Source organism: uncultured Maribacter sp. (assembly GCF_963974015.1).
In the GTDB taxonomy this organism is placed as follows: Bacteria; Bacteroidota; Bacteroidia; order Flavobacteriales; family Flavobacteriaceae; genus Maribacter.
On sequence record NZ_CAXBBZ010000002.1, the window covers coordinates 597575 to 624275 of the forward strand.

Sequence of the window (26701 nt, forward strand, 5' to 3'; positions counted from 1 at the left end):
CTCTCTAGGTTTTTAAAGTTTAAAAAAAACGCTACAAACTTTTAAAAATGAGAACTTCATCACACTACACCACCTTAAGTAGAGCCACGGTACTACTAAATAAACTAAAAAGACCTCTAAATTTATTTATACTTCTGCTTATTTGCTCCACGGGTATCGTACTGGGTCAAGATTATGAAACCACGGGATTATCCAATAATTGGGAAGATCCTACTGCATGGACCTGTATAGGTGGTGGCTGTAATAAAAACCCATATCCAGTTAATGATATTTCCAACACTACCATAACTATAAGGCACGATATCAATTATAACTCCAATAGCCCAATTAAGCTAGGTAGAAATGGTGTTTTATTGGTCATTAATGATGCAACCTTGGCTACCTTAAGTAATATTAATGTTGGTACCGAAGGTGTATTATCGGCCAATCAAGGACAAATTAAAATAGGGCCCGGCGTGCTTAACAATTATGGGCGTATAGAATTGATCAATGCTATTCTTACCAAGAACGGGAATGTGGTAAATGAATCCGAAATGGTACTTTCAAATGCCTGTGTAAATTTAACGGATGGTAATTTTATAAATAACAACCTATTTACTGGGTCTGGTAGTGTTAAAACACTTAACGGTAATGTAAATAACTTTGGTACCTGGTCTGTTGATATACTTTACTTCACTAGTCGAAATAGTAGCGGTGTTCCGATATCTCCTAGCACCTTGGAGGTAGTTGATAAAAGATGTGAATGTGTTCTAATCAATTGTGATATTTTACCGGGATATCCGCCAAATTCAAAAGTAAACGAACTCATTGGCTCGGCCTTAACCTCCTTGTTCAACAATTATGACCCAAGTGTCCCGGTAAATGAATTTATCTACACCTTAAATTCAGAAGGGGACGTATTAATAGAAATTGTAATACAATCCGGTAAATATGATACTGTTGTTTCCCTATTAAGCTCCTTCAGTGTTTTTTCAGGAGACTTTATTTCAGATGTCTATGATCCAACAGACGATGAACGAGTTATTACAGTCTTCTTTCCCATAGAACATTTACCGGAACTAAATCCCAATTCAGACCTTATCAATCAAGTTTATGAAGTTTCCAGACCTATCCCTAATACCGGTTTAATACCTAGTCAAGGGGATGTTGCGCAAAATTCAGCAATAGCTCGACTCGGTTGGAACTTATCCGGGAAAGATGTGAAAATAGGGGTTATTTCAGATAGTTATGATCGTATTAGCGGTGTTCAAGGTTCATTAGGAACCGCCGTTATTCGTGATATTGAAAATGGTGATCTTCCGGGTGGAGATCAAAAAGTAAAAGTATTACAGGACTATCCTTTTGGCCCTGCTAGTGACGAAGGTAGGGCGATGCTTCAAATTCTTCATGACGTAGCACCCGAAGCGGAATTGTATTTTACTACCGGTTTTGTTTCCGAAGGTAATATGGCTGCAGGAATCGCTGATTTGGTAGCTGCGGACTGCGATATTATCGTAGACGACCTAACCTATATGAAAGGCCCCTTCTTTCGTGATGGTATTGTGGCAGATGCTGTTAATGAAGCTACTTCTTTGGGGGTCTCCTATTTTTCCTCGGCAGGTAATTTTGCAAACCGATCATTTGAAGCAAATTTCACTGCTGCTCCAGCACCCAATGAAATTCGTCATGATTTTGGAGGGGGAAATTCTTTACAACAGTTACAATTAGAACCCGGTCAATATATAATCGCCTTGCAATGGGAAGATGATTTTTATTCCTTGGGATCGCTAACTGGAGCTAAAAATGATCTTGATATCTATTTAGCAAATGACAATGGCAGTATACTTTACGGATTCAATAGAAATAATTTGGGTGCAGACCCGGTTGAAATTATGCCTTTTGTAGTCGTAAACCCTACTACTACTAATTTGGTCATTGAAAGAGCTGCAGGAATCGGAACTCAAGTACCGTTCAAATATGTAGTATTTAGAGCGGGTAACGATGGTAATTTCGCCGCGGTTCCAGCTGCGAATGCCTCTACCATAGTTGGCCACGCCAACTCAGATGGCGCCATCACAGTTGGTGCTGTGCGTTATGACAATTCACCTGCATATGGTGGTAGCCTTTTGGCACAACAATCCTCTTCCAGAGGAGGAACGAAAACTGAAGGTGTAGCACGTAATAAACCGGATATTATGGCGCCAACAGGGGGTGATACTTCTGTAAATTTGGGTGCACCCGATTATGATAATAATTCATTCCCTAATTTCTTTGGTACTTCCGCATCTGCACCACATGCTGCAGGTTTAGCTGCATTGGTTATAGAGGCCAAGAACAAGTTTATAGATCCTTCCAATACAGATCCTGCTTTAAATACCAGAAAACTAATTACGGATAATAGTATAGATATGGGAGCCGCTGGCTTCGATTTTATCAATGGATACGGTTTTGTAACTGCGGATAATACCGTTGGAGCTTTTGCAAATCCCTCACCAAACCTGATTAGTTTTAACCTCGAAAACTTGGATACAGAAGTAACTAGTCCTGGTGAAATTGCCTTTGATTTGATCCTGGAAGGGAATTCCTTTGATGAAAGTTCAATCGTCATTTTTAGAGGAGAGGAATTGGAAACTACCTTTATTGATTCAAGTACATTAATTGCAACTATACCTGAGTTTATTGGAAATCCCCCCATTTATGTATTCACTGCTTCAGGTCCACTTACCAATGGATCGGATGGTGGCGAATCAGAAACGTTAACCTTTGAGGATATTCCCATTACCAATGTTATTATTAAAGGAGATACCTTTGAAAGACGTTATGGCGAAACGAATCCTGAATTGACATTTACTACCTATGTTGGAGAAACGGAAACAACGCTTTCCCCAGAAATCCTGGAATTGCTCCTACCCTCTGTAACGGTAAGCACGCAGGCATTACCAAATTCTAACACAGGACTTTATGCTATTACCTTAGAACTAGCAGAAATCAATGTTGGCCTTCAGGAACTATATAGTTTTACTGCAGAACCTGGAGTTTTGAATATTATACCCATGCCAGTGACCATTCAACCACAAGTATTGGAACCAATTGTATATGGTGACCCTTTACCTGAAGTAACCTTTGATTATATTTATGGCGTACAAGGTGAAACAAACATAGTGGTTGACAATCAAGTGGCCAATACCTTTGCCTATAATCATGTAAATGCCCTTTCACTTGTTAATGGTCTATCATTGGTAAACGGTCTGTCTTTAGTTAATGGTCTTTCCTTGGTAAATGGGGAACCTACGATAAATGGCTTATCCCTTGTAAATAAAACGTTTTTTGTGTCTCAAAGTACGGTTGACCAATCCAACACGATCATTGAAAATGGCTTATCCTTGGTCAATGGAACCGGACAGGAAAAGTTAGTGAATTTTGGAGCGGATCTATTTTCTGAAACTTCTATTGAGAATGGTAGTCTATCTTCCATTACCAACGGGCTTTCACTTGTAAACGGGCTTTCTTTGGTCAATGGGCTATCCTTAGTGAACGGGCTTTCATTGGTTAACGGTATTTCCCTTGTAAATGGCTTATCATTGGTCAATGGATTATCCTTGGTCAATGGGCTTTCCCTTGTGAACGGACTTTCCTTGGTCAATGGTGAACCTCTACCAAATTCAGATTCCGATAAAATATTTAATGCATTCAATAATATTCTTGTAATACTGAATGAAAATGATGCATTAAGCGAAACACCCATTGATATTAAACCCATAAACGTAATTACCGGATTGGATGCTGGCACTCAGTATATTATCCCTGGTGGGTTTATTGACAGTAATTTCGAAATAAGTTATCTTCCTACCGCTATTGAAATACTTCCTGCGGAGCTCACAGTTACTACTGGTGATACTTCATTAACATATGGAGATGTAATTCCTGAATTTACAGGATCAATAAACGGACTCCGATTAGGTGACACTGCTGCTGAAATTTTCCCTGAAGGTCTTATTTATTCTGTAGGTTGTAGTACTTGTAACGTAGTGGATAGTCCATATAGCATTACTGCAACATCGGAAACAAACAACGGCAATTATACCATTAGTTATGAAAATACTGGTCTATTGACGGTGAACCCTTTTAATATTACCATAAGTGCCAACGATGCTACAATAACTTACGGTCAACAGGAATCCTTAGGATTTACAATTAATGTGTCACCGGACATTCTACCTTACGAAGAAACAACTGAAGATATACTTGGCAATTTCACCTACACCCCTGAAAATGGATGTACGGACGCAACAGTTATTGAGATAATTCCGTCCATAAACAACCCTAATTACAACATTAACCTAGAAAACGGGTCACTTACTATTTCTGCCACCTCACTTCAAGTTGCTATTGGTACACTTATTATTAACGAAGGAGATCCAATCCCTACAAACTTTACCACTACTGTCACCGGATTAGTATGTGATGACCAGGCGCCCATACTTACCGATTTTATTATAATGGATCAAAACGGTACTACCGTTAATGGAATACTCGCTCCTGGTGAATATACAGTATCAACTGATTTAGCTATCTTAGAAGGTTATGACAACTATAATCTTAGCTTACAAACAGGTACGTTATTTGTTTCCCCAATGGTAGGTTGCAATGATCGTATAAAGGCTTCCGATATTTGCCAAAGTCCAGCAACATTATCAGATTATCCTCAAATTACGACTAAACTTCGTTTTGAATATACAAATCCTTTGAGCGTACCGGTATTTATTGAAAATGGGCCAAATAACATCTTAAAAGGAAACGCATTTTATATGGGAACACTACCTGAAGTGTTCCTTCCAGGGGTACATTCATTTGATATTTATACGGACGGCCGTAGATTGCAATGGGAAGTTATCACCAATGGATGTAATAGCGCCTCCAAGTCTGCCAATGGCTCTAATGCAAACCCTTGCGGTACCTCATTTTCCTTTGATATGTCTTCCATAGAGCAAACACAAACCGAAACCTCAGCAACATCCACTGTTTATCCTAATCCTGTTTCCAATTATGTAACACTAAATCTAAAAGAAAGTATTCAACCGACCGAACTTAGTGTTTTCAATGAAACTGGTCAACTGCTATTATTTAGGGAAATATCACCTGCTGAAGGTCAGCTTATTGAAATAGATTTGACTTCGTTCGACAAAGGAATGTTGTTTTTCCGTGTAGAAAATGAAGGTGAACCTACCTACATAAAAGTATTGAAGAATTAAAACAATTGAACTAATAAAAACAGGCCCAAAAAAGAGGGCCGTTTTTATTTAGACCATTTTTGAGTATTACGTAAAACTTAGTACCTTAACTCTTTACTTTGGATAGAATATTGTTTGCTAAGCAAATACAGTATCCAAAAATATTCAATGCAACCTTTACGACTTGGAATATGACCAAAAAAGAAATTAAAAAACAATCAAATAAAGAACATATTTCTAAAAAGGATTACGAAAAATTTAAATTGATAAAAGGTGAAAGTTCCCATACTGAAGAACTTGTAGATCATTATTGGGGCAGTATTAATTATGTTTTTAGCCTAATTAAGGCTTCCGAAATAAAGGCAGGGTTAATTTTGTCGTTCTATGGAATATTACTGAATATTATATATGGGAGTATTGTAACCGTTTTACAGAAAGATGATAATACATGGCTAATATACATCTTGATTATGTCTTGGGTCATTAGCACCATTATATCAATCTATTATAGTATTCGATGTTTCATCCCTAAAATTGAAGACACTTATGATCCCAATATATTTTTCTTTGGCGATATAATTTCAAAATTTGGTACAATTCGAGAGTTTTCACAAACCTTTTACAACATAAGTCTAACCGAAGAAGAACTCTTCGATCATTTGGGGCAACAGGTTTTTATCAATTCAAAAATATCTGCCTATAAATTTAAGTGTGTTAATTACGCTATTCGCTTTCTTGCTATTGGCCTAGCAATATTGTTCTTAACAGTACTATGCTATGTTTTTACTGAATTCATATTAAAATAGATAGTCTGTTATTTAATGGGTAGAATTACCAGATGTATAATCTTTGAAAGATAAGTTTACAGGAAAAGATATTTAAAACTCCAAAGGTATTCCAATACCACAGTATAGGTTATGATAATCGTTTTTAGTAATTTTATAGCTACAAACTATATGAATGACTATTACACAATTACAATATGTGCTCGCGGTTGCAGAATACAAGAATTTCACCCTTGCGGCTGAAAAAAGTTTTGTAACACAACCTACCTTAAGTATGCAGGTTCAAAAGCTTGAAGATGAACTTGACATACTGCTATTTGACCGTAGTAAAAAACCTATTACTATTACAGAAGTTGGAAAAAAAATAGTTGCACAAGCTAAAAATATAGTCAATGAAGCGGCCAGAATCAAGGACATTGTAGAACAAGAAAAAGGATACATAGGCGGTGATTATGTGTTAGGTATAATACCAACGATTATGCCAACACTTTTACCAATGTTTCTTAAAACCTTTATACAGAAGTATCCGAAAGTAAACCTTATCATAAAAGAACAGAGTACAGAAAATCTAATTCAGAATATACAAGACGGCCATTTAGATGCAGCCATAGCTGCAACACCATTAGAAGTAGATTTCATTAAAGAAAGACCACTGTATTATGAACCATTTGTTGGATACGTACCTAAGGAACATCGTTTAGGAAATAATACTCAAATTACGCCTGAAGATTTAAATATTGAAGATATTCTACTTTTACAAGACGGACACTGTTTTAGAGAAGGTGTTTTGAATTTATGCAAGACTCCTAAATTAGGTGGTGAACATTTTAGTTTGCAAAGTGGAAGTTTTGAGACTCTTATCAATCTATCCAATGAAGGATTAGGAATGACCCTTCTACCCTATTTGAATACAATAGAACTTGATGATATCAAGAAAAAGAACTTAAAGTATTTTAAAGACCCGTCACCAGCTAGAGAAGTAAGCCTAATCTATCATAAAAAAGAACTAAAGGTCCAGATAACCGAAGCGCTCAAAGATGTGATTACAAGTGTAGTACGTGGCGCAATAGCTTTTCAAGATGTGAAAATTATAAGTCCGTTGAATAAATAAAATTTTATTGCTTCTTGAAACGATACAAGCAGCTCTCAATACATATCGAAGGATAAGACGGCGACAGTCTTAGTTCTTTACGCTCTTCGTTGAAATCAGTACTATAACCTAAGGTATCTTTCTTATCATCTGTCTTGAAATACAAATAAAGTTCACTTATCTTTATTTGATAATCACCTCTTTGCTATATCTCTTTATTGAAATTGGTTTTACTTTAGCTACCGTCATTATTAAAAATATATCGAAATCCTTTTTTGGCATCTTGCCATTCAGAGGCTCCACCAGTACTTATATAAGTTTCTTTCAATAACCATTCACCTAAGATATTAGTTTCGTCGATTGGTATATCATTGTTTATATCGTTACTCTCACAACCGAGTAAGAATACTAGAAATATGGAAAGAGAAAATTTGATGGCCCTCTTATTATTTATATTAAGATGCCAAAATCACCTAATGGGTGCTTAATAAAAAGAGCCACTAATAAGTGGCTCTTTTTTATACTTTTAAATAAATTAAACTTTGCTGTAATTCTGGTTTGTCTGTTATAAAATTCTCTAACCAAACTTTTAATTCTTCTACCTCATCGGGTAGTAATGTCAAGAGGGCTTTTTTTAACTCCTTACAAAATAGAAGGGTATCAAAACTCACTTTTTTAAGAACTGTTTTACTATACTCAAGCATTGAGTTTGCCATGAACTATATTGATTAAGTGGTTGTTCAATAAAGGTAAACAGAAATGTAGATTGAATATTGCATACAAAAAGTTAAAGTAATACCATCCGTGTTAAAGTTTTGGATCGTGCAAAGACTATAGTTTTGTACTTTAGAAGTCATGAAAAAAATAATATCAATACTTGCCATTTTCATAGCACTCTCTGCCTGTAGCGCAAAAAAATCCATTATTACAAAGCAACTGAATAGCAACCTCTCCTCATCGTTTTATAAAAATCAATTTACAGGAGTTTTGGTAATCGATGCCAAAACGAAAGACACCATCTACAATCAAGACAGCCATAAGTACTTTATACCTGCGAGTAACACAAAAATCTTCACCCTTTTTGCTGCCTTAAAAACTTTGCCAAGAAAAGCACCGACACTACGATATATAAATATTAATGACACCCTTTATTTTGAAGGAACTGGAGATCCCTCTTTTTTACATCCCTATTTAAAAGATTCTACTTCACTCCATTTTCTAAAATATCAAAGCAACCTTACGTTTGTTTCTGGGAACTTTCAAGATGAAAAATATGGTGCAGGATGGGCTTGGGACGATTATCAATGGTATTATTCTCCTGAACGAAATGCACTTCCTATAAACGGTAATGTGGTATTGTCGTATAAGAATACTGAACTGGTAGTATCTCCTCCTTATTTTAAAGACAGTGTTATAGAAATTTTGCATAAGGACAATAGAAATGAATCTTCAAACATTTTCTATTACCCACCTCAATCTACAGACACCTTAGAAACTCCTTTTATTACAAGTCTACAAACCACAACTTCTATTCTAGAGCAAGCATTGGGCAAAAAAGTTTCGACAACCTTAACCATGCCTTTAGGAAATAAAGAGACCTTATATGGTATTGAAATGGATACGCTTTATAAACGAATGATGCATGAGAGCGACAATTTTATTGCTGAACAACTGTTGTTCATGGCCGTTTCTGAATTAAAAGACACATTGAACAGTAATTTAATTAGAACACATATCTTAGAAAATGAGTTGCAATATTTAGCGCAACAACCTAGGTGGGTCGATGGATCAGGACTATCGCGTTACAATCTTTTTACTCCACAAAACATGGTGAATGTATTAGATAAACTATATGCAATGGTTCCACAAGAACGACTGTTCTCTATTTTCCCAGCGGGTGGTTTATCCGGTACCTTGAAAAATAGATTTGCTGGTAAAGATCAACCTTACATCTATGCTAAGTCAGGTAGTTTAAGTAATAATTATTGTTTAAGTGGGTACCTGCTAACCAAATCTGGTAAGACCCTGATTTTTAGTTTTATGAATAATCATTTTAGGGAATCTTTATCAGACGAAAGATTACGCCTTGAACAAATGCTACAAACTTTACGAGACAACTATTAGCTAAGACACTATTGTAGAAACATGTTTTGCATATTTCTCTTTAAGCAGTTTAATCTTAGGTGAAATATGAGTCTTACAAAAGGGTTTTTCCGTATCGTTGAAATAATAGTTATGGAATTTTTCTTCGGATAATTTAAACTGACCAAAGGGAAGAATAGCGGTGATTATTGGAGTGCTCATTTCTTTTTGAAATTCAGTCATTATTGAAATTAAGAAATCTTCATCTTGATTCTTAAAATAATATACTGCAAAACGATATTTGTGCCGCATTGAGTGGTTTTGACTACTTTGATGCGTGTCTAAATGAATGGCTAGTAAAACTTTTAATTCTATCAACTCAGCGTTGTAATGAACAATAACGGCTTCTGACAAGTTAGCGATACCACCTTCTGGTGCTATGAAGCCCTGCTCTACTTTCGCAACACCTTTAAGAGCCATAAAAACAGCTTCGGTACACCAGTGGCATCCACCACCAAAACCTATTTTTCGAAAATTTTGCATACTATTCTGTCGGATGAATCAACTTAAACTAACGCATTCAATTTTGCATATTGTAGTAACATAATGGTTTTTGAATCATTAATCTCACCCGTAGAAATCATATCCATTGCCTTTTCGAAATTTAATTCTAAGACTTCAATATTCTCCGTTTCATCTTCGGCACCACCACCTTCGCTTACTTTCATGCTTTCATCATATTCACCAACGAATAAATAGAGAATTTCTGTTACAGAACCAGGTGACATATAGGTTTGCATCACTTTTTTAACGTTGCTGATTTTATACCCAGTTTCTTCTTCGGTTTCTTTTCGTACACAATCTGCAGGATTGTCACCATCTAAAAGTCCGGCACACACCTCTATCATCATTCCATCAACGTTACCATTCACATATGTAGGCATTCTGAATTGCTTTGTTAGCACAACAGTGCCTTTATTAGCATTATATAAAAGAATAGCTGCACCATTACCACGGTCATACGCCTCTCGTTGTTGGGTTTCCCAGGTGCCATCTGGTTTTTGGTATTCAAAAGTGTATTTATTAAGCGTGTACCAGTTATCCGATAGAATTTCTCTTTTAATATTTTTTACTTTTTTGTTTGGCATCTGTAATTTCATTTATTTTAAAATACTCTTTTTAATTTTTACTTAAAATGATTTCTAAATCTTAAACATCACTTACTAACCTTTCTCAAAATTACATATTACATTGCATTTTAATGCGTACTTTCCTATCCCGTACTTTTCAAAAAACCAAGATACAAGCAACCCGAATGATCCGTGATACAAAATCACCTTCGTTTGTAATTAAATCAATGGCCAATAAAAAACCTAATTAGTATTTTGACTTTAAAATCGTACCTTAAATTTTCAAAATCAAACCAATGAAATTATCAAATTCAATTTTTTGGAGCTCAGTAATAAGTATCCTATTATGTACTGCATGTTCTGGTCCAAAAAAGGAAGCCGCAACATTACTCATATATGGAGGCCCAATTTACACTGTTGATTCGGTTCAAACATTAGTTGAAGCTGTAGTTACGAAAGATAGTATTATTCTTTTTGCAGGTAATCTTGAAGAAGCCGAAAAATACAAAAACAAAAAAACCCAAGTCATTGATCTAAAAGGAAAAACTATGACCCCTGGTTTAATAGAAGGACATGGCCATTTTATGGGATTAGGTAATTCTGAACTAGAAATTGATTTACTCAATACAACCAGCTATGAGGAAATTGTAGATATCGTTGCAGAAGCCGTAAAAAAGGCAGAGCCGGGTGAATGGATTATTGGAGGAGGCTGGCACCAAAGCAAATGGGATTCATTACCAGCAGATGCTGTAAATGGATTTCAAACACATGACATGTTAAGTGCCGTAACTCCAAATAACCCAGTATATCTATCTCATGCTAGTGGTCATGCAGGCTTTGCAAATGCCAAGGCAATGGAAATTGCCGGTTTACAAGTATTATCAAAAGAAGGTATTGATAAATTTGAGATTGAAGGCGGTGAAGTTATGCGTGATAAGACAGGACGACCTACCGGTATTTTCAATGAGCGCGCACAACGCTTAATCTACCAATTTATTCCCCAAGACTCTCCAGAAAAAAAAGCTAAAGCTTTTGATTTGGCTGTAAAGGCCTGCCATAGAAATGGAATAACAAGCTTTCACGATGCCGGTATTGGAAAAGAAACTGTAGCTGATTTTGAAAACGCAAGGGCTGCTAATAAAATGAACGTAAGAATATATGCAATGCTTTCTGGTGATGATAAAGACCTATTGAATGAATGGTATGAAAAAGGTCCTTTTATAGACCCTAGTAATCGCTTGACCATACGGTCCATAAAATTATTTTGTGATGGTGCCTTGGGATCTCGTGGAGCTTGGCTGTTAGAGCCTTATACCGACCGACCAGGACACTTCGGACATGAAACCTTACCCATGGAAATGGTCCAAGAAACTGCCTTAAATGGTTTAAAAAAAGGATTTCAAGTTTGTTCCCATGCCATTGGAGATCGTGCCAACAAAGAAATTTTAGACCGTTATGAAGCTGCTTTCAAAGAGTTGCCGGTTTTAAAAACGAATCACCGATTTCGAATTGAGCATGCCCAACATTTACATCCTGATGATATTCCTCGTTTTGCAAAACTTGGTGTAATACCGGCAATGCAAGCTGTACACTTATCTTCCGATAGACCATGGGCTATTGACCGTTTAGGTGAAAAACGAATTAAAGGAGGTGCATATATGTGGCAAGACCTTTTAAAAAGCGGCATACCTATTGTAAACGGTACCGACGTTCCCGTAGAGCCGCTAAATCCGATTGCGAGTTTGTATGCCAGTATAAGTAGAAAAACATTAAAGGGTACTCCTGAAGGTGGTTATGAACCAGAACAGAAAATGACAAGAGAACAGGCCTTAAAATCTTATACCCTTGATGCAGCTTATGGGGCTTTCGAAGAAAATATTAAAGGTTCGATTACCGCTGGAAAATTAGCCGACTTTACTGTTTACAATCAAGATATAATGACCATACCCGAAAATCAATTCTTAAAAACAGAAATAGCCATGACCATTTTTAATGGCGATATTGTTTATAAGAAAAGTGAATAATTCAAGTTTATCCCAAACTCCACTTATTTCCAACTTCTGACAAAGGTTTACAAGGCTCGTACTTGCCTGGTATGGGGTCGTAGCTAAGTACATTTTCACCTATTTCCTCTGAAGTGAAATAGGCCCAAATAGCCATGGACTTCATTGATCTATAAAAGCCGATGGTTTCTTGAGGACCTACCCCCGTACCCCAAACTCCCGAACCGAACTTACCCGAATTCTTTTCGGCCTCATTCAATACCGAAGTTTTATCAGCTACGCTCAAATCATAGAAAACATCTCCATATTTTGATTTACAATTTTCATTAAAAGCTGCTATTTCAGCTCTTATGTTTTCTTGCCCTAATTTATCGTAAGTTTTAGCGATAACCCTATCTATAAAGATATCAGATTTTACATCCAACCCGCCGGGTGTATCTGTTCTTGGTAAAATCATATCTATTAAAGATGTAATTGTTTTGGCTTCTACCTCAGTAAAAAATAAAGGTTCCCAATCTAATCTATTTTCCGTTTTACAAGATTCAAATAATGAAAGCATGGAAGGCATCAAAATCGTTGCACCTGCAAAAAGTCCTGTTTTTCGTAACGCTTTTCTTCTGTCCATAGCTTAGATATTTAATTTTTTTAATTCAGATACGGCATAATTTGCTGCTCTCGCTGTTAATGCCATATATGTCAATGAAGGATTCACACAAGATGAAGATGTCATACAGGCTCCATCGGTTACAAATACATTCTTAGCGGCATGAACCTGGTTAAATTCATTCAACACCGATGTTTTAGGGTCACGGCCCATTCGTGCCGTACCCATTTCATGTACACCATATCCTGGTGGATGCTCGTTATCAAAGCCTAAAACATCTTTTACACCGGCCTTCGTTAGCATTTCTACAGCATCTTCCTGTATTTGTTTGTTCAATGCTTTCTCATTGGCTTTAAACTCTGCATCAATGGTTAATGTTGGCTGTCCCCATTTATCCAACACATCCGAGTTCAACGAAATTTTATTATCGTGATAAGGTAAACATTCTGCAAATCCTGTGATGAACATTTCCCACCCACCAGGCTTTAAAATACTATCCTTATATTCAGCTCCAAAGGCTTCTATATTGGCAGGATTACCACCTCTGTAAGCACCACCTTGATACCCAAAACCACGTAAAAATTTATCTGATTTACTTTTTTTATCAATATTTACATATCTAGGAATGTAAATGCCGTTAGGCCTTCTTCCTTTATAATACTTATCCTCAAAGCCTTCAACTTTTCCTATCGCTCCCACTCTATACGTGTGATCCATAAGGTTATGTCCTAACTCACCACTATCATTACCTAATCCATTTTCAAACCGTTTAGATTTAGAATTCATTAATATTTGAGTTGTACTTAATGTAGATGCGTTTACAAAAATAATTTTGGCCGAATATTCTATTGCCTCGTTTGTTTCTGAGTCTATAATTCGAACTCCTGTAGCTTTACCTTTTGCTTCGTCATAAATTAACGATTGAACAATTGAATAAGGTCGTATCGTCAAATTACCAGTAGCATTCGCTGGCGGCAAGGTTACTGCATTACTACTAAAATAAGCTCCATAAGGGCAACCTCTACTACATCTATTTCTATTTTGGCATTGGCCTCTACCATTATGTGGTTGGGTTAAGTGTGCAACCCTGCCAATAATCATATTTCTACCTGCAAACTGTTCTTCAATTCTACCTTTAACATGTTTCTCAACACAGTTCAATTCCATTGGTGGTAAAAAATGACTATCCGGTAATTGTGGTAAGCCTAATGCTTCACCACTTATACCTGCAAATTTCTCTACATACGTATACCATGGCTCAATATCTTTATATCTTATAGGCCAATCTACCCCATGACCATCTTTTGCGTTTGCTTCAAAATCCAAATCGCTCCATCGGTAGGTTTGCTTACCCCACAATAAAGACTTACCACCCATTTGGTGGCCACGTAACCATAAAAATGGCTTCTCTTCTGTATACGGATTTGCGGCATCATCTGCCCAAAAATGTTCGGTATCTGTACCTATCCACCCAGAACGGATTCCTTTGTAATGCTTTTCCTTTTGATCTGGAGTCAAACCCCCTCTGAGTTCCATATCCCATGGGTCTAAATTCATGGTAGGATAATCTACAACATGCTCCACAATTGGTCCGCGTTCCAGCACTAAGGTTTTTAATCCCTTTTCACATAATTCTTTTGCTGCCCATCCGCCACTAATTCCGGAACCAATCACTATGGCATCATAGGTCATTTCCTTCTTAGCATCAATATTAAAATTTGCCATTATAAATGTTGCGTTGATTTCAATTCCTAATTTAACCAATTAAATAGATTTTTAGGCATTTTCATTTAATTCAAGTACCAAACTCAAAATAATATCATTTTATCCTAAATATTGAATTTACACTAAAGTCTAACTTTACATACTTTACACGAACTGATGCAGTATCTCTCTATTTCGAAAACCTTTTCGTTAAAAGCCCAAATTAAAACTTATTATTTGGCAACATTGATAGCTTTAAACAAGTTATAGAGCAAAAATATTGACTTATAAAATGCTTTTTCTCTATCTTTTCAACACGAACAATTAATAACCCACCAATTTGAAAAACCTATATATTTATGCCGTTATTCTTTTAGTTTTTGCTTCGTCTTGTAAAGAAGACAAAGCTTCAAAGGAGAAAATACAATTACCTAGAATTGCAATTGCGGGCTTAGGTATTGAAAGTAGTACCTTCTCTCCTGCACTTTCTACGGAAGAAGCCTTTCATGCAAAAATTGGAGATTCGGTATTTACCCGATATCCATTTCTTCAAGTAGATTCTTTGCAAAGACAAAGAGCCGAATGGATACCAATTTTGGTTGGAAAATCACTGCCTGGAGGAACAGTAACGAGAAAAGCTTATGAATCATTGGTCGCCAAAACCTTAAAGCTTTTGAAAGAAAATGGGCCCTATGATGGGCTTTTCTTTGATATACATGGAGCTATGAGTGTGGTCGGACTTGATGACCCGGAAGGTGATTTAATAGAACGCATACGTGCAGTTATTGGTAATAATGTACTGATCTCCACTTCAATGGATTTACATGGAAATGTCTCTGAACGATTAGCAAAACATACCGATTTAATTACGTGTTACCGAATGGCACCGCATGAAGATGCTATCGAATCTAAAAAAAGAGCGGTTACAAATCTTATAGATAGACTTGAAAATGGTAAAGGTAAACCTGCCTATAAAGCTTGGGTACCTGTGCCTATTCTTCTACCTGGTGAAAAAACCAGTACACGAATAGAACCAGGCAAAAGCTTGTATGCTAAAATACCGGACATTACAAAACAAGAGGGTGTAATTGATGCTGCAATTTGGATTGGCTATGCATGGGCAGATGAACCACGAAACCATGCGGTGGTTATGGTTACGGGTGATGATAAGGAACAAGTTGAACAAGGCGCCGAGAATTTAGCACAAAGCTTTTGGAATGTTCGAAATCAATTTAAATTCGTTGCCCCCACAACTACGTTAGATGAAAGTTTGAAATTGGCCTTGGCCAGTGATAAAAAACCTTATATGATCAGTGATATGGGTGATAACCCAACTGCTGGAGGTGCTGGTGATGTAACTTGGACCTTGCAAGAATTGCTAGCTAGACCAGAATTTAAATTTAAAAAAGGAAAATCCCTTATTTATGCCTCTATACCTGGCCCAGAATTTGTGGAAAAAGCATTACAAATTGGAATTGGCGGAAAAATTAAAGCCGAAGCAGGCGCTGCCGTAGATTATAGATTTGCAGGACCTTTGATGCTAGATGGAACAATCACCACCATTAAAGAAGGTGATACCAATGCCGAAGTTGAAGTAGTTGTTAAGGTGGGAAATATCGATATTATTGTTACTAAAAAACGGAAGCCTTATCACCATTTGAGCGATTTCACCAACTTAGGATTGAACCCTAAAGAAACGGATATCGTCGTAGTGAAAATAGGCTATTTGGTACCTGAATTATATGATATGCGTGGTGATTGGATAATGGCATTGACGCCTGGCGGGGTTGATCAAGACCTAAATCGTTTAGGATATAAAAGAATTAAAAGACCTATGTTTCCTTTAGACAGCGCTATGACAAACCCAGATTTGAAAGCAAGATGGATTCCGGCATCAAACGCTGAATAATTATACGGTAATGGCCTTGTTCAAATAACGTCTAAAGGGAAGCATTTCTTTATAGGCATCAATTAACTGGTCGTCAAAATTGTTCTTGTTGGTTTCTTTTGTAGAAAACTCTTGAAATACGGCAAAAGTTCTATTCTTGAGCAATTCAATAAATTGATTATCCTTGTTATAGCCCTTAGGTGCGTTGGTCAGTTTCACATCTTCATAAAGTCCGTCAAAACGAGTTTTGAAGGACTTTTTATTTAAGATTTTTTCTAAATTTTCACCATCATAATCTATGGCGTCACGAACGCTTCGCAACACTTTGGGTTCTGGTCGCCAAAGTCCACCTGCGAAAATGCATCTATCAATACCTAACTCAAAATAGAAGTCTGCTGTCTTTGGTTTTTTGTCAAATCCGGCTCCAAAATGGTCTTTATACACGGGTCTGTTAGGGTGAAACATGAGATTATTATTAATACGGTTAATTGCCTTTTTACCAGGGGTATCATAGTATCCATCATCGATATTTGATAGTCTAGTATTCATACTATTTAACCAGCCAATATATTCATCACGGACTTCTTTATACCATTTCCGGTTTACATCCATCCATTCCTTATTGTTATTTTTCTGAAGTTCTTTAAGGAATTCAATTTGTTTTTTGAAACTCATGCTTTTCAGTTTCAAACTCAAGTATCAAACTCAAATACAAAATTTTTATTTTTTTAATTTGAGCTTGTGCCTTGAACTTGATTTTAAATTTTTATTTATTAAAACCGATTATCACCACCAACGATATCTCCTAAAGTACCAAGAATACTACCTTCACCTTTATCCTTTCCTCCTCTTGGTATTGATGCTAATATCCGTCCAGCCAAACGACTGAAAGGTAATGACTGAATATAAACGGTACCAGGACCACGTAATGTTGCAAAGAACAATCCTTCACCTCCAAAAACTGTATTTCTTATTCCGCCTACAAATTCAATATCGTAGTCTACGTCTTTGGTAAACCCAACAATACAGCCCGTATCCACTTTAAGTACTTCTCCTGGGCCTAATGTTTTTTTAGCTAAAGTTCCGCCAGCATGTATAAAAGTCATTCCGTCGCCTTCTAGTTTTTGCATAATAAAACCTTCTCCACCAAAAAGTCCACGACCCAATTTTTTTGAAAATTCAATCCCTACCGATACCCCTTTTGCAGCACATAAGAAGGCATCCTTCTGACAAATAAATCGACCACCCATTTCTGATAGGTCGATTGGTAAAATCTTACCAGGATATGGCGATGCAAAACTTACCTTCTTTTTACCTCTACCAATATTTAAAAAAGCGGTCATGAAAAGACTTTCACCTGTAAGCATACGTTTACCTGCAGAGAATATTTTACCTAAAACGCTATTGTCTTGATTACTACCATCACCAAAAATGGTGTTCATTTTAATATCGGCATCCATCATCATAAAGCTACCAGCTTCGGCAACAACAGCCTCTTGCGGATCTAACTCTATTTCTACATATTGCATTTCTTCTCCAAAAATCTCGTAGTCAATTTCGTGTGCGTTCATATTTATTTTTTTTGATTGATACTAATTAGTTGCAAAGAGAAGTGCTTTTGTTACAACTAATCAGTAATTTTCTGGAACAATATTTAATTATATAGTACATCAGAAGCATTTTATGAATAATTCAATCGCAATAATTTTCATACTGAATAACATACCTAAACTACTTCTTCAACCGAACCGTCCACTCAAAATTAAAAGTACTTACCACTACTCCATCTTCATTAACTCCGACAGATTTCATCCAGATGGTTTGTCCTTCACCTGTTGCGATTGTTTTATCTAAAGCTTCGTTAATCAAATGCCCATCTTTACATGTAAACGTTATTTTACCGGTAGCTTTCTTTGAAAAATTAGCTTTGTTATTGGCCACCAACATCGATATTTTCTTCCCTGTTGCTTCTATTTGGTCAATCATCATAGCACCTGTTGACAATTCTGCCGCCATACCTTGTACCGCCCAAAACATCGAATTAAACGGGTTCTGATTGATCCATCTATATCTTACGGTAACAATGGCCATGTTTTTATTTATGGTTTTCAAACGTACTCCGCACCACCATGCTGCTGGTAGTTTAAAAAATGAGAACATATTGAATTTACTAGCGGTTACGGCCATATTAACTTTAATTTTTGCTAAAAATAGCCATTATTTACAGCATACTAAAATGTTAAAATATTGTTAAATATCAGTACTATGTGTTACATAGTACCTTTTTTTAGACATATATTTGCATAGGAAGTTAATAGGTTATCAACGTAATTAGCTTTTACATAGTAATAAAATCAATCATCAACAACATCGAACCAATCATGACAGAATCAGTAACAAAACACGAACGAAACCTCTCAGCACTTATTCATGCGAGTACGTTTTCAAAATTCCTTATTCCATTCGGGAATTTCATCATACCTCTTGTCTTATGGACAGCGAACAAGAAAGAATATGAATTTGTTGATCACAATGGCAAACAGGCCTTAAATTTTCAGATTAGTCTTCTACTCTACTCCATCCTAATAGGTATGATTAGCATACCTTTTTTCTTAGGTGGGTTAATTCCGAATATTTTCGACTTTGATCACTTTGGATTTTCAAACCTTCAGAGTTTCAATTTTGTTGAATTTCATTTTAATAGTGATGATTTCTTTGGCCCTTGGTTGATACCCGTTGCATTACTTGGCCTTGCCCAATCAGCATTATTCATTGTTAACATTGTCTACACCATTTTAGCTACTATTAAAACAAATGAAGGTGAACATTTCGAATATCCATTAACTATTAAATTCATTAAATAATGGGCGTCTTTAAAATCATATTAGTTCTAACTCTTGTTTTGGTATCAAATACCATTGAGAGTCAAGATGCTGAAAACAAAGCACTATACAATACCATTATGGAATTAGATAAAACTTATTTCACAGCGTATAATGATTGTGATATGAAAACACAAAGCGAATTCTACGATGAGGATATTGAGTTTTACCATGATATGGGCGGTTTAGCAACTGACAAAGCTGAACTTTTAAAAAGTATAGAGAAAAATATCTGTGGTAAAGTAACGCGAACCTTAATAGAAGAGAGCGTAGAAGTTCATCCCATTAAAGGTTTTGGTGCCGTACAAATTGGAATGCACAAATTTTATAATAATCTAGAACCTAATGCCATATCAAAGCCAACAAAATTTATTGTTATCTGGAAAAAGACCGACAGTAAGTGGCTTATGAGCAGGGTAATCAGTTTACATTAAAAATAGGGTATTCATCACACCCGTAAGAGTTTATTAATCAATCAAAAATCAATCAGGATGTTTATTCATCGAACAAAAAACGAACAGTTAACCTATGCAGACAACAGACACCATGGAGCAAACCCCTCCACAAAGGGGACTGCATAAAAAGCAAAAAGACATTATGAATGTAGAAAACACAAAAGCGCAAATGCGAAAAGGGGTTTTGGAGTATTGCATCCTGTCCATCTTAAACGGACACGATAAATATGCATCAGAAATCTTGGAGACGCTAAAAGATGCAAAAATGCTAGTAGTTGAAGGTACTATATACCCACTACTTACAAGGTTAAAGAATGCAGGTCTTCTAAACTACCGTTGGGAAGAATCTACTTCTGGACCACCAAGAAAATACTATACCTTAACCGAGACAGGTAAACTTTTCCTTAAAGAATTAGATACCACTTGGGATGAATTGAGAAAAGCCACTAACCTGGTAACCAACACAAAAAACAGCTAATCATGAACAAGACAGTAAATATAAATCTAGCGAACATGCTCTTCCATATTGATGAAGAGGCATATAATAAAATGGGCAAGTATTTAGAATCGGTTAAACGATCATTTGCCAATACACCAGGTAGTGATGAAATTATTGCCGATATAGAAGCACGAATTGCCGAACTTTTCTATGAAAAATTAGAAAATGAAAGGCAAGTAATCACACAAAAAGAAGTGGATGAAGTCATTACCATTATGGGGCAACCAGAAGATTATATGGTTGATGAGGATATCTTTGAAGATGAGCCAAAAGCAAAAACTTCTTCCAGGAAGGATAGCGTCAAAAAACTATATAGAGATACAGAGAAAAAATACGTTGCTGGAGTTTCTTCCGGTTTAGCACATTACTTCGGTATTGATCCTTTATGGATTCGTTTACTTTGGATTTTCTTGACCATTTTCACTTGGGGTGGTTTCATATTCATCTACGGATTATTATGGATTTTAATTCCCGAAGCGAAGACAACGGCCCAAAAATTAGATATGAGCGGTGAAACCGTAAATATTAGCAACATCGAGCGAAAAGTTAAAGAGGGTTTTGATGACGTTGCGGATCGTGTAAAAAGTGTTGACTATGAAAAAGTAGGTAACACCGTCAAAAAAGGAGGTAAAACTATCTTTGACACCTTTGGTGATATTGTCATGTTTTTTTTCAAAATATTTGGCAAATTCATAGGTATTCTATTGGTAATTATAGGAGCTTCAACTTTAATAGGATTGTTCGTTGGTCTTTTCACAGTAGGTATACTAGACGTGATACATGTACCTGGTATCGATTTCTATAATGTAGTTAACTCTACAGACCTGCCAATTTGGGTAGTGTCGTTATTAGCATTTTTTGCTGTTGGTATTCCGTTTTTCTTCTTAATGTACTTAGGATTAAAAATATTAGTCAACAACTTGAAGTCTATTGGCAATATTGCTAAATTCTCACTATTAGGTCTTTGGTTGATTTCTATAATTCTTTTAATCGTCTTTGGCATTAGAGAGGCTGCCTCTCACGCCTACACAGGCAGTACTTTGGTAGAAAATGAAATTACGGGTATCATAGCTTCAGATACCTTACAGATTAGACTAGTAGCTACCGAAGAATACGATTATGAAAAAGATATGCATATGGGTGATACATTTATATCATATGATGAAGATGGCAATAAGGTTTTAGTTTCTGATGATGTTAGATTCCGTATTCGTAAATCACAAGATTCTTTAGTACGTATTCAAGTACGTAGAGAAGCTGATGGACCATCGAACAAAGAAGCAAAAATAATAGCCGAACAAATTATATATGAGTACGAAGTCAAAGGCAACACTATTTCTTTGAACGATTACTTAACTACTCAAGGTCCAAAGTTTAAGGATCAAGAAGTTCGTGTCAATATATTTCTTCCTGTGGGTACCATTCTTACCTATGAACAGGCAAGTAGTAGAGATTGGATTACTACCATGACAACTGATAAGGAAGTTGATAATCTTGAAGGGTATACTTGGAAAATGGCGGATAACGGTGAATTACAATGCTTAGACTGTCCTGAATCTATGAATGAGGCTAATGACGATGATGAAGAAAATCGCATTAACATCAATGGAAAAGGTATTGATATTAACATCAACGGTAATGGGGAAAAGGGTAAAATTAAAATCAATGAAAACGGTATTGATATCGATGTCAATGACAATGGTGAATCCTTTAAAATGAAATTAGACGAGAACGGCGTAAAAATCGACGCTAATGATAGTATCAACTAATTACAGTTCATATACCAAAATCTACAATTGAGTAATTATTAATCGTAGAAAAATTATAAAACAATCATTTTTACATCAATCTAAAAACAAACAATCATGACAACACTAGTAAGAATTACAATCGCACTTGTCCTGGCCCTTTTGCTTAACTCTTGTGGCTTTGACATTAACTTCGGAGATTTTGGCTCCGGTGAAAAAGGAAACGGCGTTGTCGTTGAAGAAACTCGAGAAATTACTGAAGAGTTTACAGAAGTGTCAGCATCTGAAGGTATCGATGTTTTTGTAACCCAAGGTTCTGATTTTGACATATCAGTTGAAGCAGACGAAAATATCATGGATTTGATAGGTACCGACATAAGAAATGGTAAACTAAAAATTCATGCTATCGAGAACATCGGTAGGGCTACAAAAAAAGTGTTTGTAACCATGCCTAAAGTTTCTAGTCTAATCGCTTCTAGTGGCTCTCATCTAACCACAGAAAATATGATACAGGCCGAAAAACTACAAGTTGATGCAAGTAGCGGTGCTATTATAGATGCCAACGTTACTGTTACCAATATGGAAATTGATGCAAGTAGCGGCGCAAACATTTCACTTGCAGGTACAGCCAAAGAAGTATATGTTGATGGCAGTAGCGGTGCTAATATTAAAGCCAACGAACTGCAGACCTTAGCTTGTAATGCAGATGCCAGTAGTGGCGCAAATATTAGCATTGATGTTACCGATAATCTTACCGCTGAAGCATCTAGTGGTGGCAATATATCATACAAAGGCAACCCATCTGTTCAGAAGAACAAATCGGTTTCTGGTAGCGTACATAAGTATTAATATTCATCAATCAACATAACTTTAAAACCCACTGAATTATCAGTGGGTTTTCATTTTTTAGTCAAACCCTAATATGTATATTAGTACCATGCAAGTAAATTTAAAGAAATTCATATTACCATTGAAGCACACTTTTAGCATCTCAAGAGAATCACATGATTTTCAAGATACTATGATAGCTTCTTTAACACTAAATGGCCAAACTGGGTTCGGTGAAGCAACCTCGAATCCATATTATAAAATCACCATAGAGAGTATGATGGGTGAAATTGGAGCCATCTCACAAGAAATTGAAAAGTTTGAATTTACTACGCCAGAAATTTTTCATGCCTTTTTGGTGAATAAAGGCTTATCGAACTTTGCCATTTGTGCTTTAGATTTGGCTGCCCACGACCTTTACGGAAAGCTATTAGGCAAGCCATTATATGAAATTTGGGGTACAAGCATTGAAAATTATCCTATCACCAACTACACCATAGGTATAGCCTCTGTTGACGTAATGTTGGCCAAAATGCAAGAAATGCCATGGCCCATTTACAAAATTAAGCTAGGTACGGCCGATGATGTGGCTATTGTACGAGAACTCAGAAATCATACCGATGCCATTTTTAGAATAGATGCCAATTGTGCATGGACCGCTCAAGAAACTATTTTTAATGCGCCTCTTTTAAAAGAACTTGGTGTCGAGTTTTTAGAGCAACCGCTAAAAGCTGATGATTGGTCGGGTATGGAAGAAGTTATGCACCATAGTGTTCTACCGGTAATGGCCGATGAAAGTTGCATTGTAGAAAGTGATGTTGAAAAATGCGCACTGCATTTTAGTGGTATTAATATTAAACTGACTAAATGCGGAGGGCTCACCCCTGCCTTACGCATGATTAAAAAAGGAAAGGATTTAGGCCTTAAAGTTATGGTTGGTTGTATGACAGAGTCTACAGTTGGCATTTCCGCAATTGCACAACTACTTCCACAATTAGATTATGTGGATATGGACGGTGCACTGCTTTTAAAAAGTGATATTGCAACAGGAGTTCGTATTGAACCAAACGGAAAAGTTATTTTCCCTAAACTAGCCGGTACTGGTGTACAATTATTATAATGATTACTATTGATGAATTTCCTGGTAGAGTGATTACTAAAGATGGTAAAGACTTTCTATATTTTGGTGGTACATCATACTTAGGTCTGCAAACAGACCATGAATTCCAAGAACTTTTCGTTAAAAACATAAAAAAGTATGGCACTTCATATAGTGCATCACGAAAATCCAATATTCGCATTTCAATTTTTGATAAGGCTGAATCTTACTTATCAAATACAGTAGGCAGTGAAAGCTGTATTACCATGTCTTCAGGCTATTTGGCCGGTCAGTTGGTCTGTGATTATTTCAATAATGAAGACTATAAATTATATTATGCGCCTAATACCCACTCTGCGTTATTTAGAGGACGACAAGAAGTTTATCAAAGCTGGCAGCAACTTGAAACTGATATTTTAAATAATCTGGGGGAAAAGCAAGTCCTATTTTTAGATAGTATTGATTTTAATGGCAATAATTACCCCGATTACATACCACTGCAGAAATTACCGCTAGAAAATATAATTCTCGTTATAGACGATTCTCATGGCATTGGAATAACCGGTAAAAATGGTGGAGGTAGTTTCTCTTACTTACAATCATTAAAACCAAAAGAACTCTTGGTCACTTGCTCTTTAGGAAAAGGTTTTGGCATACAGGCAGGTGCAATTTTCGGCAATCATCAAAGAATTGAAAATCTAAAAGATACCCAGTTTTTTGGTGGCTCAAGTCCATCTACTCCAGCTGCTTTAGCTACGTTAATAGATGCCCAATCTACTTTTTCAGTTAAAAGAGACCAATTACATCGCAATACAGCCTTATTCTTGAAAAATTTAGCTAACCCTTTATTCTTTTCAGCTTCTAAAGGCCACCCTACATTTAGCTTTAAAAATGAACAAATAGCAAAACTACTAGCCGAAAACGGTATTTTGGTCACCAATTTTCGCTACCCTACCGAAGATGATGATCTAATGAGTCGCATTGTTCTGAATTCTTCCCATCAAAAAGCAGATATTCTCAAACTTTGCAAAACACTTAACACACTGTCAATCTATAATATTCAATAATCATTTTTTATTATTATTAAATTCTTAATTTTTTAATTAAAATTTTAACATATTCTAAATTTATTTCGTATCTTTTTAGTAGATAATCATTTGTATTATTAACTAAAAAAACACCACCATGAAAAAAATTATAGGATTGGTTTTATTGATGCTTGTCTTGGTTTCAGCTGCCTCGACAAATTCAATCAACGAGAATTATATGCATACTATTCAAGGCACATGGGAATTAGAAAGTTTCTACAATTACGATGGACAACAAATTATCGATACCGTGCCGACTACTGATGGTTATAGACAAGTTAAAATGTATTATAATGGAAAAATTATGTGGAGCCGTTATGTACCTGTTGACAAAATAGGACGTTTCGGATACGGAACCTATAGTATTTCCGATGATAGGCTTATCGAAACTATTGAATACGGCGATAATGAAATGATAATGGCCATGGACACCATGCGGATTTTTACTTTCGAACTTCAGCTTGGTGATGATAAGTTCAGTCAAATAAGTTTGGATGAAGATGGAAATAGGACTTTCTCAGAAAACTACAAGAGAATTGATTAGCTTAAATTCAATTATAATTAAAAAGCGCCGTTTCTACGAAACGGCACTTTTTATACAACTATTTTTAAACCTATAAATTATACTGATCTGCTATCGGCTCTTCTACAGAACCTATTGTAGCTAAATAACGTTCGGCATCTAAAGCAGCCATACAGCCTGTACCAGCTGCAGTTATCGCTTGCCTATACTCTTTATCTTGAGCATCACCGCTAGCAAATACCCCCGGCATATTGGTCTTGGTAGACTTACCTTTAGTAATTAGATATCCTGTTTCATCCATATCTAATTGGCCTTTAAAAATATCAGTATTCGGTTTATGCCCAATGGCAATGAATAAACCAGTAATAGCGATATCCTCTTTTTCACCTGTTTGATTGTTTACTACTCGTAAACCCTCTACAACCTGCTCACCAAGAACTTCGTCAACTTCTGTATTGTAACGAACCTCAACATTCTTTAGGCTGTTAACTCTATGTTGCATTGCTTTTGACGCTCTCATTTCGTCTTTTCGCACCAACATGGTCACTTTATTACAAATATTCGCTAGATAAGATGCTTCTTCAGCAGCTGTATCTCCTGCCCCAACTATGGCAACATCTTGGCCTTTATAGAAAAAACCATCACAAACAGCACAAGCAGAAACTCCACCTCCACGTAAACGTTGCTCACTAGGTATATTTAAATATTTAGCTGTAGCACCTGTAGAAATAATAACGGTTTCAGCCTCTATTTGCTTTTCTCCATCTGCAACTACTTTGTGAATTCCCCCTTTTTCCTTTGAAAATTCAACCGAGGTAATCATACCAATTCTAACTTCAGTACCAAAACGCTCAGCTTGTTGTTGCAGTTGTACCATCATGGTAGGCCCATCGATACCTTCTGGATAGCCTGGAAAATTATCTACTTCTGTAGTAGTTGTCAATTGTCCTCCCGGTTCCATACCAGTGTACATGACAGGTTTCAAATCTGCACGTGCAGCATAAATAGCTGCTGTATAGCCTGCTGGGCCAGATCCTATAATTAATGTTTTTACGCGTTCTATTTTATCAGACATAATATCAA

General features: G+C 36.2%; 23 protein-coding genes. 14 read left to right on the forward strand and 9 right to left on the reverse strand.

What is annotated here, in order from left to right; all coding sequences use genetic code 11:
- The first annotated feature begins 47 nt into the window (after positions 1–47).
- The 3 genes from AACZ41_RS07140 (at position 48) to AACZ41_RS07150 (ending at position 7106) form a co-directional block, all read left to right on the forward strand.
- Positions 48–5231 (forward strand): MBG domain-containing protein, encoded by a 5184-nt coding sequence (locus AACZ41_RS07140; protein ID WP_339627679.1) that lies wholly within the window; start codon positions 48–50, stop codon positions 5229–5231.
- Between the two features lie 98 nt (positions 5232–5329).
- Complete coding sequence (locus tag AACZ41_RS07145; RefSeq protein ID WP_339627680.1) at positions 5330–6016, forward strand: Pycsar system effector family protein; 687 nt, start codon at positions 5330–5332, stop codon at positions 6014–6016.
- Positions 6017–6170: 154 nt separating this feature from the next.
- On the forward strand, positions 6171–7106 hold the full coding sequence (locus tag AACZ41_RS07150; RefSeq protein ID WP_339627681.1) for a LysR substrate-binding domain-containing protein: 936 nt from the start codon (positions 6171–6173) through the stop codon (positions 7104–7106).
- A gap of 497 nt (positions 7107–7603) precedes the next feature.
- Here AACZ41_RS07150 and AACZ41_RS07155 read toward each other — a convergent pair whose 3' ends face one another.
- Complete coding sequence (locus AACZ41_RS07155; protein ID WP_091619038.1) at positions 7604–7801, reverse strand: hypothetical protein; 198 nt, start codon at positions 7799–7801, stop codon at positions 7604–7606.
- Between the two features lie 139 nt (positions 7802–7940).
- Here AACZ41_RS07155 and AACZ41_RS07160 point away from each other — a divergent pair, with 139 nt between their 5' ends.
- A complete protein-coding gene (locus AACZ41_RS07160) occupies positions 7941–9209 on the forward strand; it encodes a D-alanyl-D-alanine carboxypeptidase (protein WP_339627682.1) in 1269 nt (422 codons plus the stop codon).
- Here AACZ41_RS07160 and AACZ41_RS07165 read toward each other — a convergent pair whose 3' ends face one another.
- Positions 9210–9710, reverse strand: a complete 501-nt coding sequence (locus tag AACZ41_RS07165; protein ID WP_339627684.1) for a peptide-methionine (S)-S-oxide reductase — start codon at positions 9708–9710, stop codon at positions 9210–9212.
- Between the two features lie 23 nt (positions 9711–9733).
- Complete coding sequence (nudK, locus tag AACZ41_RS07170) at positions 9734–10315, reverse strand: GDP-mannose pyrophosphatase NudK (protein WP_339627685.1); 582 nt, start codon at positions 10313–10315, stop codon at positions 9734–9736.
- A 278-nt stretch (positions 10316–10593) separates the two neighbouring features.
- Here nudK and AACZ41_RS07175 point away from each other — a divergent pair, with 278 nt between their 5' ends.
- The gene (locus AACZ41_RS07175) at positions 10594–12321 is read left to right on the forward strand and encodes an amidohydrolase (protein WP_339627686.1); all 1728 of its coding nucleotides are present in this window, start codon (positions 10594–10596) and stop codon (positions 12319–12321) included.
- A 7-nt stretch (positions 12322–12328) separates the two neighbouring features.
- Here AACZ41_RS07175 and AACZ41_RS07180 read toward each other — a convergent pair whose 3' ends face one another.
- Entirely contained in the window at positions 12329–12925 is a 597-nt protein-coding gene (locus AACZ41_RS07180; RefSeq protein ID WP_339627687.1) for a gluconate 2-dehydrogenase subunit 3 family protein, read from the reverse strand.
- A 3-nt stretch (positions 12926–12928) separates the two neighbouring features.
- A complete protein-coding gene (locus AACZ41_RS07185; RefSeq protein WP_339627707.1) occupies positions 12929–14629 on the reverse strand; it encodes a GMC family oxidoreductase in 1701 nt (566 codons plus the stop codon).
- A gap of 319 nt (positions 14630–14948) precedes the next feature.
- Between AACZ41_RS07185 and AACZ41_RS07190 the strand changes: the two genes are divergently transcribed.
- Positions 14949–16517 (forward strand): M81 family metallopeptidase, encoded by a 1569-nt coding sequence (locus AACZ41_RS07190; RefSeq protein ID WP_339627688.1) that lies wholly within the window; start codon positions 14949–14951, stop codon positions 16515–16517.
- On the opposite strand, the gene AACZ41_RS07195 is transcribed toward AACZ41_RS07190, so the two are convergent.
- The 3 genes from AACZ41_RS07195 to AACZ41_RS07205 all read right to left on the reverse strand — a co-directional run bounded on the left by AACZ41_RS07195 (position 16518) and on the right by AACZ41_RS07205 (position 18683).
- Positions 16518–17171: a DUF2461 domain-containing protein gene (locus AACZ41_RS07195; protein ID WP_339627689.1), complete on the reverse strand. Its 654-nt coding sequence runs from the start codon at positions 17169–17171 to the stop codon at positions 16518–16520.
- A gap of 98 nt (positions 17172–17269) precedes the next feature.
- Complete coding sequence (locus tag AACZ41_RS07200) at positions 17270–18067, reverse strand: TIGR00266 family protein (protein WP_339627690.1); 798 nt, start codon at positions 18065–18067, stop codon at positions 17270–17272.
- A gap of 160 nt (positions 18068–18227) precedes the next feature.
- Positions 18228–18683 carry a DUF4442 domain-containing protein gene (locus AACZ41_RS07205; RefSeq protein WP_339627691.1) on the reverse strand — a complete coding sequence of 152 codons (456 nt, stop codon included), beginning with the start codon at positions 18681–18683 and terminating at the stop codon, positions 18228–18230.
- 194 nt (positions 18684–18877) lie between these two features.
- On the opposite strand from AACZ41_RS07205, the gene AACZ41_RS07210 reads away from it, so the two are divergent.
- The 8 genes from AACZ41_RS07210 to AACZ41_RS07245 all read left to right on the forward strand — a co-directional run bounded on the left by AACZ41_RS07210 (position 18878) and on the right by AACZ41_RS07245 (position 25639).
- Complete coding sequence (locus AACZ41_RS07210) at positions 18878–19360, forward strand: DUF4870 domain-containing protein (protein ID WP_339627692.1); 483 nt, start codon at positions 18878–18880, stop codon at positions 19358–19360.
- Positions 19360–19812 carry a nuclear transport factor 2 family protein gene (locus AACZ41_RS07215; protein ID WP_339627693.1) on the forward strand — a complete coding sequence of 151 codons (453 nt, stop codon included), beginning with the start codon at positions 19360–19362 and terminating at the stop codon, positions 19810–19812. The genes AACZ41_RS07210 and AACZ41_RS07215 overlap by 1 nt, the downstream gene beginning before the upstream one ends.
- Before the next feature lie 163 nt (positions 19813–19975).
- Positions 19976–20311, forward strand: a complete 336-nt coding sequence (locus AACZ41_RS07220; RefSeq protein WP_068484071.1) for a PadR family transcriptional regulator — start codon at positions 19976–19978, stop codon at positions 20309–20311.
- 2 nt (positions 20312–20313) lie between these two features.
- Positions 20314–22101 (forward strand): PspC domain-containing protein, encoded by a 1788-nt coding sequence (locus tag AACZ41_RS07225; RefSeq protein WP_339627694.1) that lies wholly within the window; start codon positions 20314–20316, stop codon positions 22099–22101.
- Between the two features lie 96 nt (positions 22102–22197).
- A complete protein-coding gene (locus tag AACZ41_RS07230) occupies positions 22198–22929 on the forward strand; it encodes a head GIN domain-containing protein (protein ID WP_339627695.1) in 732 nt (243 codons plus the stop codon).
- An 88-nt stretch (positions 22930–23017) separates the two neighbouring features.
- A complete protein-coding gene (locus tag AACZ41_RS07235) occupies positions 23018–24028 on the forward strand; it encodes a dipeptide epimerase (protein ID WP_339627696.1) in 1011 nt (336 codons plus the stop codon).
- Entirely contained in the window at positions 24028–25074 is a 1047-nt protein-coding gene (locus tag AACZ41_RS07240) for an aminotransferase class I/II-fold pyridoxal phosphate-dependent enzyme (protein ID WP_339627697.1), read from the forward strand. The genes AACZ41_RS07235 and AACZ41_RS07240 overlap by 1 nt, the downstream gene beginning before the upstream one ends.
- A 118-nt stretch (positions 25075–25192) precedes the next feature.
- On the forward strand, positions 25193–25639 hold the full coding sequence (locus tag AACZ41_RS07245; RefSeq protein WP_339627698.1) for a hypothetical protein: 447 nt from the start codon (positions 25193–25195) through the stop codon (positions 25637–25639).
- Between the two features lie 70 nt (positions 25640–25709).
- Here AACZ41_RS07245 and trxB read toward each other — a convergent pair whose 3' ends face one another.
- A complete protein-coding gene (gene trxB, locus AACZ41_RS07250; RefSeq protein ID WP_339627708.1) occupies positions 25710–26693 on the reverse strand; it encodes a thioredoxin-disulfide reductase in 984 nt (327 codons plus the stop codon).
- Positions 26694–26701 lie beyond the last annotated feature (8 nt).